Origin of the sequence: Streptomyces roseochromogenus subsp. oscitans DS 12.976 (assembly GCF_000497445.1) — a bacterium.
Lineage (GTDB): Bacteria > Actinomycetota > Actinomycetes > Streptomycetales > Streptomycetaceae > Streptomyces > Streptomyces oscitans.
The window spans coordinates 8,287,283-8,299,261 of sequence record NZ_CM002285.1; the positions used below are offsets into that span (position 1 = coordinate 8,287,283).

An 11,979-nucleotide genomic window follows, 5' to 3' on the forward strand; every position below is an offset into this window, starting at 1 on the left:
GGGTGGAGGAGTACGGACGAGCGGGGAGCGGCGCGCGGCCGCTCCCCGCTCCGGTCACGAACCCAGCACCTTCTCCAGTGCCGCCAGCGCGGAACGCAGTTCCTCCGCGGCGATGGTCAGCGGGGGCGCCAGCCGGATGGTGGACCCGTGGGTGTCCTTCACCAGGATCCCCTCGCGCATCAGCCGTTCGCTGATCTCACGGCCGCTGCCGATCGCCGGGTCGATGTCGACGCCCGCCCACAGCCCGCGCGCCCGGAAGCCGATCACGCCCCGGCCGACCAGCGCGGCCAGCCCGTCCCGCAGGACCGTGCCCAGCTCGGCCGCCCGCAGCTGGAACTCACCGGCCTCCAGCAGCTCGACCACGGCCGTGCCGACCGCCGCCGCGAGCGGGTTGCCGCCGAACGTCGAGCCGTGCTCACCCGGGTGCAGCACCCCCAGCACCTCACGCCGGGCCACCACCGCCGACACCGGCACGATCCCGCCGCCGAGAGCCTTGCCGAGCAGCAGCACGTCCGGCACGACATCCTCGTGCTCGACGGCGAGGGTACGGCCGGTGCGGCCGAGGCCCGACTGGATCTCGTCGGCGATGAACAGACAGCCCTTGCGGCGGGTCAGCTCGCGCACCCCGGCGAGATAGCCGGCCTTCGGGATGATCACGCCGGCCTCGCCCTGGATCGGCTCGATCAGCACGGCCGCCGTCGTCTCGTCGACGGCCTCCTCCAGTGCGGCCAGGTCGTCGTACGGCACGATCTTGAAGCCGGGCGTGAAGGGGCCGAAGCCCGACCGGGCCGTCTCGTCCGTGGAGAAGCTGACGATCGTCGTCGTACGGCCGTGGAAGTTCTCCGCCGCGACCACGATCGTCGCCCGGTCGGCGGGGACGCCCTTCACGTCGTACGCCCACTTGCGGGCCACTTTGATGCCGCTCTCCACCGCCTCGGCTCCGGTGTTCATCGGCAGCACCATGTCCAGGCCGGTCAGCTCTGCGAGCCGCTCGGCGAACTCCGCGAGGCGGTCGTTGTGGAAGGCGCGCGAGGTCAGCGTGAGCTGGTCGAGCTGGCGGTGCGCGGCCTCGATCAGCGCCGGGTGCCGGTGGCCGAAGTTCAGCGCCGAGTAGCCGGCCAGCATGTCGAGGTAGCGGCGCCCCTCGACGTCCTCCACCCAGGTGCCCTCGGCGCGGGAGACGACCACGGGCAGCGGGTGGTAGTTGTGTGCGAGGACCGGCTCCTCCGCACGGATCAGGTCGGCGGACGTACGCGTGCGCGCGGGTGCGGTCATCAGCGGATCTCCTGGGTGCAGCACTTGATGCCACCGCCGGCCTTGTGGAACTCGGACAGGTCGACGGGGACGGGGACGTAACCGTGGCCGGCGAGGTTCTCGGCCAGCGCCTCGGCCTGCGGCGCGATGAAGACGTTGCGGCCGTCGGACACGGAGTTCAGGCCGAACGCCAGCGCGTCCTCACGGGTGGCGAGGACCGCGTCCGGGTACAGCCGGCGCAGCACCTCGCGGCTGCCCGCCGAGAACGCCTCCGGGTAGTAGCAGATGTTGTCGTCGTCGAGGACGAACAGCGCCGTGTCCAGGTGGTAGAAGTACGGATCCACCAGGGTCAGGCCGATCACCGGATGGCCGAGGAACTCCTGGGCCTCCCGGTGCGCCTCCCGGGTGGTGCGGAACCCGGTGCCGGCCAGTACATACCGGCCGGTCCACACCAGGTCGCCCTCGCCCTCGGTCACGGACTCCGGGCGGTACACGTCGTAGCCGGCCGTCTTGAACCAGGTGTCGTAGTGCACCGACTCCGCGCGGCGCTCCGGCGCGTGGAACAGCGAGCCGAAGACCCGGCCACCGACCACGAACGCGGCGTTCGCGGCGAACACCATGTCCGGCAGGCCGGCCACCGGCTCGACCGACTCGACGGTGTGCCCATGGGCGCGGTAGGCGCGGATCAGCCTCTGCCACTGCTCCTGGGCGAGATCCACGTCGACGGGTTTGTCGGGGTGCATCCAGGGGTTGATCGCGTACTGAACGGCGAAGTGTCTGGGTTCACAGACGAGGAAGCGCCGAGGGCGCAGCACACGGCTTTCGGACACAGAGGGTTTCCTCCGGTTTCCTGTGTGTCACTGAGGGGTGCCACAACGGTAGAAACGGAGATCGGCAACCGACAAGCGTGAAAAGTTGCGCACATACGCAGCATCACTGCGTTCTGAGCGCGACCCACGCACGAGTGCTGCGCATGGTCCGCGTCATTCCGGGGCCGGCTGCGTGGCGCCCGCTTCGGGGCTTTCCGGGAGCAGATGGGACAGGACCATCACGCTGATCGTCTTCCTGATGAACGGCTCGGTGCGGATCCGCTCCAGCACTTCCTCGAAGTGCCCCACGTCCCGAGCCCGGACGTGCAGCAGCGCGTCCGCGCCGCCGGTCACCGTCATGGCCGCCGTGATCTCCGGATGGTTCCGGACGACCTCCGCGAGCCGCCGGGGCGGGGCCGCGCCCTCGCAGTACACCTCGACGTACGCCTCCGTGCGCCAGCCCAGCGCCGACGGCTGCACCGTGGCCGTGAACCCGGTGATCACCCCGGTCTCGCGCAGCCGGTCCACACGCCGTTTGACCGCGGTGGACGACAGCCCGATCGTCGCGCCGATCTCGGCGAAGCTGGTCCTGGCGTTCGCCATCAGGGCGGTGATGATCTTCCGGTCCAGATCGTCGAAGGAAGCGGTCCTGCTGTTCATGCGGGCACTGTAATCAGCCAAGCCCGCCGCGGGGGACCTAGGACTGGGTGACGACCATGGCGAGGGTCAGCAGGCCCAGGACGACCCAGCCGAACCACAGCCAGCCGTTACTGCCGATCGCGACCGTGTAGGCGGTCACGACGACGAGTCCGCCGACCGTGAGAGCCCCCATCGCCTTGGTGGAACCGTTCGTGGAACCGGGCATCGCGACACCCTCCTCATGGTCCGTCCTCGACCATGGTGCCCCGGATTCCGCCCGGAGGGGACGGCTCCGCCCAGCGGTGCCGTTGATCTCCTGCGGCCTGACCCGCCGGCCGGGCCCTAGCCCTCGCGTGCGTTCAGCGAGGCCAGATAGGCGTTGTACGCCTCCAGCTCCTTGTCGCCGTCCCGGTCGGCGGCTCGGTCCTTGCGCTTGGCCTGCCGCTGCTCGGAGCCGTACCACTGGAACAGCAGCGCGATCAGCACCAGCACGGAGGGGATCTCGCTGAACGCCCAGGCGATCCCGCCGGCCGCGTTCTGGTCGGACAGCGCGTCGATGCCGAGCGAGGCCGGCGGATGCTTGAAAGTTTCCACCATCGGCGTCGACGCCATCATCAGCGCGATACCGAAAAACGCGTGGAACGGCATGCCCGCGAACAGCTCCAGCATCCGCATCAGATACCCCGGCCGGTGCGGGCCCGGGTCGACGCCGATGATCGGCCAGAAGAACACCACGCCGACCGCGAGGAAGTGCACCATCATCGCGATGTGCCCGGCCCTGGAACCCATCAGGAGGTCGAAGAGCGGGGTGAAGTACAGCGCGTACAGGCTCGCGATGAACAGCGGGATCGTGAACGCCGGGTGGGTGATGATCCGCATGTACCGGCTGTGCAGCAGCGCCAGCAGCAGCTCGCGCGGGCCCTTGCGCCCCCGGCCGGCGGTCGGCAGCGCCCGCAGTGCGAGCGTGACCGGCGCGCCGAGCAGGATCAGGATCGGCGACAGCATGCTGATGATCATGTGCTGCACCATGTGCACGCTGAACATGACCATGCCGTAGTCGTTCAGCTTGGTGCACATCACCAGGGCGATGGTCAGCACACCGACGACGTACGACACCGTGCGGGACACGGGCCACGCGTCCCCGCGCCGCCGCAGCCGTACGACACCCCAGCCGTACAGACCGAGCCCGAGCAGGCAGACGACGAGGAAGAACGGGTCAGTGGACCACTGAAGCCCCCGTCCCAGCGTGAACGGCGGCAGATCCATCATCATGCCGTGCCCGCTGTGATCCATCCGGCGGCTCCTGATTCGTGGGGGTTGTACGAGTTGTCCGCCCCAAGACTAGAACCGCCCCCGGCCACGACCGTGACCGGGGGCGGGTTGTTCTCGGGTGAACCACAGGACTCCCGGGTGAACTACAGGACGCACTCCGCCTCGTCGTACCGCTCCACCGGCACGGTCTTCAGGGTCTCGACGGCCTCCGCCAGCGACACCATCACGATGTCGGTCCCCCGCAGAGCCGTCATCTTCCCGAACTCGCCGCGATGCACGGCCTCCACCGCATGCCAGCCGAACCTCGTGGCGAGCACCCGGTCGTACGCCGTCGGCGTCCCGCCCCGCTGCACATGGCCCAGGATCACCGGCCGCGCCTCCTTGCCGAGCCGCTGCTCCAGCTCGACGGACAGCTGCCGGGCGATGCCGGCGAAGCGCTCGTGGCCGTAGATGTCCTTGCCGCCCTCGTCGAAGTCCATGGAGCCGGGCCTGGGCTTGGCCCCCTCCGCCGCGACGACGATCGCGAACCGCTTGCCGGCTTCGAACCGCTCGCCGACCTTCGTCGCCAACTCCTCGATGTCGAAGGGTCGTTCAGGCACGACGATGGCGTGGGCGCCGGCCGCCATGCCGGAGTGCAGCGCGATCCAGCCGGTGTGCCGGCCCATGACCTCCACGATCAGCACGCGCTGGTGCGACTCGGCGGTGGTCTTCAGCCGGTCCAGGGCCTCCGTCGCCACGGTGACGGCCGTGTCGAAGCCGAAGGTGACATCCGTGACAGCGATGTCGTTGTCGATGGTCTTGGGCACGCCTACGATCGGCAGCCCGCCCGCCGACAGCAGCTGGGCCGCCTTCAGCGTGCCCTCACCGCCGATCGGGATGATCGCGTCCAGGCCGAGTTCCGCGACATGGCCCCTGGCCCGCTCGACACCGTCCCGCAGATGTTCCGGGCGGACCCGGGAGGAGCCGAGGATGGTGCCGCCGCGCGCCAGGATGCCGCCCACGGCGTCCAGGTCGAGCTTGAGGTAGTCGCACTCCAGGAGGCCCTTCCAGCCGTCCCGGAAACCGATGACCTCGTCGCCGTGGTCGGCGACGGCGCGGTGCACGACGGACCGGATGACGGCGTTCAGGCCGGGGCAGTCGCCGCCGGACGTGAGGACACCAATGCGCATAGCCCGAAATACCTTCTCAACGTGGGCCGGGTAACCGGACCACGTTGTCCGGCGGATTCCCGGCCACCCTACCGGCGTGAGGGGGTCGCTCCGTAGCGGGCGTCCGCCTGCTGGACGCGCCCGCACATGTGAGCGGACGGTCTGTCAGGCGGGCCCACCAAGAGACTGCCGGAGCACGCTGGAAAACCGGTGCAGCGGGGCTTACGCGGGCTGCTGAGCAGCGGCGATCCGCTCGTCGCGGAGTGCCTCGTACCAGCGGTCGTCGACCGGCGGCAGCGCGTTGACGTCGAGCGCCAGCTTCAGCAGCAGATCGGCGATCTGCGGGTTACGGGCGAGGACCGGGCCGTGCATGTACGTGCCGAACACGGTCCCGCTGTACGCGCCCTCCGTGCCGTCCCCGGTGCCGTTGCCCTTGCCGATCTTCACCCGGGCGAAGGGGCGGGCGGTCGGTCCGAGGTGGGTGACGCCCTGGTGGTTCTCGAAGCCGCTCAGCTGGGGCAGTCCGAGCTGCGGGTCGATGTCGGCGAGGACGTCGCCGACGCACCGCCCGTCCTCGCCGCGCACCGAGACCACGTCGAGCAGGCCGAGACCCGGCTCGCGCTGGCCGAGGTCGTTGATGAATTCGTGGCCGAGGATCTGGTAGCCGGCGCAGACGGAGAAGACGATTGCGCCGTTCTGCACCGCGCGCTGCAGATGCCCGTCCCGGCGCAGCCGCTCGGCCGCGAGCCGCTGCGGCCGGTCCTCGCCGCCGCCGATCAGATAGATGTCGCCGGAGGTCGGGATCGGCTGGTCGCTGCGCACGTCGAGCCGGGCCACGTCCAGGCCGCGCTGCCGGGCCCGCCGCTCCACGACGAGGGCGTTGCCCTGGTCGCCGTAGGTGCTCAGCAGGTCCGGGTAGATCCACACCAGCCGCAGTTGGTTGTCGCTCATGAGGTGATCGCCCTTCGAAGATCAGAAGATCAGTTGCCGACGCGGCGGCGCAGGTCCTGGAACGCGGTGTAGTTCGCGATGACCTCGATCCGGCCGGGCGGGCACAACTGCACGGCCTGGTCGAGGTCCTCGCAGACCTGGAAGTGCTGGTTCGCGACCTCCAGACGGACGGCGAGGTCCAGCTTGCGGTCGCCGATCACGAAGATCGGGTGGCCGGTCAGCCGGGTGTAGTCGACGTCCCACAACCAGGAGGTGTCGGTGCCGTCGGCACCGCGCGCGTTCACGGACAGGATCACCGGGGCGGGCGGCGGGTCGATCAGGGAGAAGGTCTCCAGCCAGCCGGCCGGGTTCTTGGCCAGCAGCAGCCGCAGATCACGGTTGAGGAACTGCACGACGTCGTACCGGCCGGCCACGGCCTGTACCTGGTACATCCGCTCCAGAGCGACCTGCGGCGGCACCCCGAAGACGGCGGCGACGGCCGCGGACGAGGCGGCGTTCGCCTTGTTGGCGCGGCCCGGCAGCTGCAGATGGATGGGCCAGGCGGAGCCATGCGGGTCGAGCACGTGGTCCCCGGACAGCGCCCAGGACGGCTGGGGCCGCCGGAAGCCGCACTCGCCGCAGAACCAGTCGTCGCCGGGGCGCTGCATCACGCCACCGCAGGACGGGCAGGACCAGGCGTCGTCCTTCCACATCTGCCCGGCCGCGACCCAGATCACGTTCGGCGAGGAGGAGGCGGCCCACACCACCAGCGGGTCGTCGCAGTTGGCGACGACGACGGCCTTGGAGCCGGCCAGGCCCTCGCGCCAGTTCTCGGCCAGCATCCGGGTCTCGGCGGCGCGGTCCAGCTGGTCACGGGAGAGGTTGAGGAGCGCGATGCACTTGGGAGCCGTGTCCCGTGCCACACCGGCCAGGTACTTCTCGTCGACCTCGATGACACCGAACTTGGCGTCCGACCCACCTGCGAGTGCGGAGGTGATACCGGCCGGCATGTTGGCGCCGAGCGCGTTCGACACGACCGGGCCCGCGGCGCGCAGCGCCTCCGCGATCAGCCGGGTGGTCGTGGTCTTGCCGTTGGTCGCCGACACCAGGACGACGTCCAGGTTCTGCGCGAGCCGGGCGAGTAGGGCGGGGTCGAGTTTCAGCGCGACCCGGCCACCGATCACCGACCCGCTGCCGCGCCCCGCGGCGCGAGATGCCGCAGCGACCGCCTTGCCGGCGGTCACGGCCAGCTTGGCCCGCGGCGTGAGCGGGTCCGAGTTGCCTGCCATCAGTTCTCGATCCTCCTTGCGTACGCGCCGCGCCTGGGGCCATCCGGCAACGTGGTGGGGCCCTCAGCCTATCGAGATCCATTCGCACACCCGAATCCCGGCCCACGCCATACGCGGCGAGCATGAGCTGAAGGAACCGTACCCTTGCCGCTATGCGACACGGCACGATCCCGGGCGCCCACGGGCGCGTCCGGCCACTTTCCCTGCTCGGCGACAGCGCTCTGCACGAGCCCTGCCGCGAGGTCACCGGCTTCGGCCCCGAAGTGGCCGCCCTCGTGGAGGACTTGTTCGCGACCATGTACGCCGCGCAGGGGGTGGGGCTGGCGGCGAATCAGATCGGGGTGCCGCTGCGCGTTTTCGTCTACGACTGTCCGGATGACGACGATGTGCGCCATCTCGGACATGTGGTGAACCCCCGCCTGGTCGAGACCGACGGCGTGGTGATCCGCGGCCCGGAGGGCTGCCTGTCCCTGCCGGGCCTGGAGGCGGGGACGGCACGATACGACCACGCGGTCATCGAGGGACTGACGGTGACGGGGGAGCCGGTCACCGTCCATGGCACGGGGTTCTTCGCCAGATGCTTGCAGCACGAGTACGACCACGTGGAAGGCCGGGTTTACGCCGATCACCTCACGGGTTGGCGGAAGCGCAGACTGACCAGGCAGATCACGCGCGCTTCATGGCACCGGGCAAGTGGTCCGGCTTAAGGGGCGCGGGGAACTGCGCGACAAGCCCCCACGCACCCGCACCTGGGGAACGGCGGTCAGAACCCCGGACCTCCCATTCTGTCCCCCGCAGCAGCGAGACGCCCCCACAGCAGATCGGCGAGAGACCGCACCAACTCAGCGCGGGAACAAGGCCGTTCCCCCAGCCACCAGTCCCCGGCCGCATGCATCATCCCGACGATCCCATGCCCCCATACCCGCGCCAGCTGCTGACTCTCCGGCCCGAGATCCACCCGCTCCTCGATGACCTGAGCCAGTTCCTCGCCCATGCGCCGGAGCAGCGGTGCCGAATGCTTGCCTACGTCGAAGCCCTGGTCGCCTCCCTGACTCCCCTCCGCCGGATGCATCAGGAACCGGTACACCTGAGGCCGTGCCTCGATCGCGGCGAGATATGTGTCCAGCGTGGACTCGACCCGCTCCCGCCGGTCCGCCGGAGCGTCGAGCGCCGCCCGCAGCGAATCGAGCAGCGCGTCCGTGTGCCGCTTGGCAAGCGCGGCGTAAAGCCCGCCCTTGTCGCCGAAGTGGCGGTACAGAATCGGTTTCGTGATCCCCGCCTCCGCCGCGATCGCGTTCATCGACGCCTGTGGGCCGTCGCGCAGCACCACCCGGTCGGCGGCCTCCAGCAGCTCGCGCCGTCGGCGGTCGGCGGACCGCTGCTGCTCGGTCCGCTGTGTGGTGTCCATGTGCTCTCCCCACCCGTGCTGATTCGGTGACGCCTGCGCAAACTAACACTGACTGTGCCCCTGACATCGAACGGGATACGAGGCGTCATCGGCGGTTGACTTTTTCTACCCGTCAGTAACAAACTTGGGTTACCGCTAGTAACACCGTATCGCCGCCGCTGGAGGGGACATGGCCGAGTTCACCATGGAGCTGAACGACGAACAGAGGGAAGTCCGGGACTGGCTCCATGGCTTCGCCGCCGATGTGATCCGCCCGGCGGCCGCCGAGTGGGACGAGCGCGAGGAGACTCCCTGGCCGGTCATCCAGGAGGCCGCGAAGGTCGGCATCTACTCCCTCGACTTCTACGCGCAGCAGTACTTCGACCCCACCGGCCTGGGTATCCCGATGGCCATGGAGGAGCTGTTCTGGGGGGACGCGGGCATCGCCCTCTCCATCGTGGGCACCGGTCTGGCCGCCGTCGGTGTTCTCGCCAACGGCACCGAGGAACAGATCGGCACCTGGATACCGCAGATGTACGGCGACCAGAACGACGTCAAGGTCGCCGCGTTCTGCTCCTCCGAGCCCGACGCCGGCTCCGACGTCGCCTCCCTGCGCACGCGAGCCGTGTACGACGAGGCGAAGGACGAGTGGGTGATCAACGGCACGAAGACCTGGGCGACCAACGGCGGCATCGCCAACGTCCACGTCGTCGTCGCCAGCGTCGACCCGGAGCTGGGCTCCAAGGGCCACGCGTCCTTCATCATCCCGCCGGGTACGGAGGGCCTCGCCCAGGGCCAGAAGTTCAAGAAGCACGGGATTCGTGCCTCGCACACCGCCGAGGTCATCCTCGACCACGTCCGTGTCCCCGGCTCCTGCCTCCTCGGCGGCAAGGAGAAGCTGGACGAGCGGCTGGCCCGGGCGCGGGAAAAGGCCCGCAAGGACGGCGAGCGCGTCAAGAACGCGGCGATGGCCACGTTCGAGGCGTCCCGCCCCGCCGTGGGGGCCATGGCTGTCGGTACCGCCCGGGCCGCGTACGAGGTTGCCCTCGACTACGCCAAGACCCGTGAGCAGTTCGGACGGGCGATCATCGACAACCAGGGTGTGGCGTTCCAGCTCGCGGACATGCGGACGCAGATCGACGCGGCCCGGCTGCTGGTCTGGCGTGCCTCGTGGATGGCAGTCAACGGCAAGCCGTTCACTGCCGCCGAAGGGTCCATGTCGAAGCTCTTCGCCAGCGAGACCGCGAAGAAGGTGACCGCGCAGGCCATCCAGATCCTGGGCGGGAACGGGTACACGCGTGAGTACCCGGTCGAGCGGATGCACCGGGACAGTGCCATCTACACGATCTTCGAGGGTACGAGCGAGATTCAGCGGCTTGTTATCGCGCGTACGTTGGCTGGAATGCCCATTCGGTAGCGCCGTCGGGGTGCGGGTGCGCTGCGGAGTGCCGGTCCGTCGTGGCCGGTCGCGCAGCGCCCCGCGCCCCCTCAGGCCGGCACGCTCACCTGTGTCTCAAAGGTGTGAGTTGCTCGATGTCGTACTTGGTCCGTAGCGCCTCGATCGCCTCCTGGTCCGGGGGGCCGCCGTTGCCCAAGATCTCCAGCAGCTCCTCGAAATAGCGCTCGTGGTCGGGTGGCGGGGATGCCTGGAAGAACATCTTCGCCGGTGTGTCCGTCGGGTTCGTGAACGCGTGCGGGCAGCCCGGGGGTACGACGATCAGCGTGCCCGGAGTGGCCCGGACCACCCTGTTGCCCGAACTCGACTCCCACTTCTGCCAGTTGTCGGGGGTGCGGACGCGTGGCTCGAAGGCGAGGACGTCCAGTTCGCCCTCCAGGACGTAGAACAACTCCTCGCTGCGGGTGTGCACATGGGCGCCCACGTCGAAGCCCGGCGGGACCTCCACCTCGAAGGTGGAGGCCATCCGCGAGTGCGTGCCGGTGACCTTGAACGTCACCCGCTGGGCCGGTGTCTCCACCACACGGCCGTGGCCCGGCGGCACGAGCAGTCCCTCGCTCCAGGTCATATGGCGCTCACCAGGTCACCGGCAGGGCCTCGGGACCCCGGATCAGCGCGCCCTTCTTGAAGGGCACCTTCTCCGGCGGTACGGCCAGCTTCAGGCCCGGCACCCGGTCCAGGAGGGCGTCCACCATGAGTTCCTCCTCCAGTCGGGCCAGCATGTTGCCGGGGCAGAAGTGCGGGCCGAAGCCGAAGGAGACATGGGGGTTGGGGCTGCGGGAGAAGTCGATGGTCTCCGGGTCGGCGAAGACCTCCGGGTCGCGGTTGGCGGCCAGGTAGGAGTTGTACACCGCGTCGCCCGCGCGGATCCGCACACCCCGGATCTCCACGTCCTCCAGGGCGATCCGCGACAGGCCGACCGCGCTGCGGTGCGGGATCCAGCGCAGGAGCTCGTCGATCGCCTTGGGGCGGATCTCCGGTTCCGTGCGCAGCCGCTCCACCAGGTCGGGGCGGGTCAGCAGCAGATAGAACATCTGCCCGCTGTTGTTGGTGACCGCCTCGCCGCCGATCTGGAGGAGACCGGCCAGTCCGACGGCCTCCTCCAGGGTGACTTCGCCCCGGCCCACCGCGGCGCCGAGCAGCGAGGCGACGTCCTCGGCCGTGCTGTTCTCGCGCAGCCCGATCAGGTCCGAGAAGTAGGCGGCCATCTCCCGCTTGGCCTTCTCGCTGACCTCCTTGCCGTTCGAGGAGGACAGGATGAGCTGGGTCCAGGTGTGCATGGTGTGCCGGTCGGCGGCCGGGACACCCATCATCTCGCAGATCACCGCGATCGGGAACGGGCTGAGGATCGTGGCCGTGAGATCGGCGGGCGGGCCGTCCTGGAGGAGTTCGTCGACCAGTTCGTCCAGCATGGCGCGCGCCTTCTCGCGCACCCGCTCCACGCCCTTCGCGGTGAACGCGGCCGCCACCGAGCGGCGCAGTCGGGTGTGGTCGGGCGGGTCGAGGAAGCCGACCGCGCCCGGGTCGGGGATGAAGTGCGGGGCCAGCCGGGTGACCGGCTTCTTCATGACCTCCTCGCGGCTGAATCGGGGGTCGTTGGTCACCATGCGGACGTCGTCCATCCGGGTCACCAGCCAGGCCCAGCCCTCGCCGTTGGGCAGCTGGATGCGGGTGACCGGTCCTTCGCGCATCAGCTCTCTCAGCACCGGGTCGAAGTCCGTCCCGGTCAGGTCGAGCGCCGGCCAGTGCCGGATCGGGGGCAGGGTCTCGGTGAGCGTCTCGTCGGTCATGCCGT

13 protein-coding genes are annotated in these 11,979 nt (G+C 69.5%); 2 read left to right on the plus strand and 11 right to left on the minus strand.

All coding sequences use genetic code 11. The annotated features are described in order from the left end of the window. Positions 1–54: 54 nt before the first annotated feature. From rocD to M878_RS85555, 8 genes are all read right to left on the minus strand, one after another. Positions 55–1,275: an ornithine--oxo-acid transaminase gene (rocD, locus tag M878_RS85520; protein WP_023552594.1), complete on the minus strand. Its 1,221-nt coding sequence runs from the start codon at positions 1,273–1,275 to the stop codon at positions 55–57. Beyond that, complete coding sequence (ddaH, locus tag M878_RS85525; RefSeq protein WP_023552595.1) at positions 1,275–2,084, minus strand: dimethylargininase; 810 nt, start codon at positions 2,082–2,084, stop codon at positions 1,275–1,277. Before ddaH ends, rocD begins: the two co-directional genes overlap by 1 nt. Positions 2,085–2,237: 153 nt before the next feature. Then, positions 2,238–2,723, minus strand: a complete 486-nt coding sequence (locus tag M878_RS85530) for an Lrp/AsnC family transcriptional regulator (RefSeq protein WP_023552596.1) — start codon at positions 2,721–2,723, stop codon at positions 2,238–2,240. A 37-nt stretch (positions 2,724–2,760) separates the two neighbouring features. Beyond that, on the minus strand, positions 2,761–2,928 hold the full coding sequence (locus M878_RS96895; RefSeq protein WP_023552597.1) for a hypothetical protein: 168 nt from the start codon (positions 2,926–2,928) through the stop codon (positions 2,761–2,763). 116 nt (positions 2,929–3,044) lie between these two features. After that, positions 3,045–3,995, minus strand: a complete 951-nt coding sequence (locus M878_RS85540; protein WP_023552598.1) for a cytochrome c oxidase assembly protein — start codon at positions 3,993–3,995, stop codon at positions 3,045–3,047. Positions 3,996–4,117: 122 nt separating this feature from the next. Next, positions 4,118–5,143, minus strand: a complete 1,026-nt coding sequence (locus tag M878_RS85545) for a 6-phosphofructokinase (protein WP_023552599.1) — start codon at positions 5,141–5,143, stop codon at positions 4,118–4,120. 201 nt (positions 5,144–5,344) lie between these two features. Further along, positions 5,345–6,073 (minus strand): type 1 glutamine amidotransferase, encoded by a 729-nt coding sequence (locus M878_RS85550; RefSeq protein ID WP_023552600.1) that lies wholly within the window; start codon positions 6,071–6,073, stop codon positions 5,345–5,347. Positions 6,074–6,102: 29 nt separating this feature from the next. Beyond that, on the minus strand, positions 6,103–7,341 hold the full coding sequence (locus M878_RS85555) for a MurT ligase domain-containing protein (protein ID WP_023552601.1): 1,239 nt from the start codon (positions 7,339–7,341) through the stop codon (positions 6,103–6,105). A gap of 152 nt (positions 7,342–7,493) precedes the next feature. Between M878_RS85555 and def the strand changes: the two genes are divergently transcribed. After that, the gene (def, locus tag M878_RS85560) at positions 7,494–8,048 is read left to right on the plus strand and encodes a peptide deformylase (protein WP_023552602.1); all 555 of its coding nucleotides are present in this window, start codon (positions 7,494–7,496) and stop codon (positions 8,046–8,048) included. Between the two features lie 56 nt (positions 8,049–8,104). Here def and M878_RS85565 read toward each other — a convergent pair whose 3' ends face one another. Continuing rightward, positions 8,105–8,749 (minus strand): TetR/AcrR family transcriptional regulator, encoded by a 645-nt coding sequence (locus tag M878_RS85565; protein ID WP_023552603.1) that lies wholly within the window; start codon positions 8,747–8,749, stop codon positions 8,105–8,107. A gap of 169 nt (positions 8,750–8,918) precedes the next feature. Between M878_RS85565 and M878_RS85570 the strand changes: the two genes are divergently transcribed. Then, positions 8,919–10,145 (plus strand): acyl-CoA dehydrogenase family protein, encoded by a 1,227-nt coding sequence (locus M878_RS85570; protein ID WP_023552604.1) that lies wholly within the window; start codon positions 8,919–8,921, stop codon positions 10,143–10,145. An 85-nt stretch (positions 10,146–10,230) separates the two neighbouring features. Here M878_RS85570 and M878_RS85575 read toward each other — a convergent pair whose 3' ends face one another. Both M878_RS85575 and M878_RS85580 read right to left on the minus strand, forming a co-directional pair. Continuing rightward, positions 10,231–10,752, minus strand: a complete 522-nt coding sequence (locus M878_RS85575) for a cupin domain-containing protein (protein WP_023552605.1) — start codon at positions 10,750–10,752, stop codon at positions 10,231–10,233. 7 nt (positions 10,753–10,759) lie between these two features. Continuing rightward, a complete protein-coding gene (locus M878_RS85580; protein ID WP_023552606.1) occupies positions 10,760–11,974 on the minus strand; it encodes a cytochrome P450 in 1,215 nt (404 codons plus the stop codon). Positions 11,975–11,979: the final 5 nt, after the last annotated feature.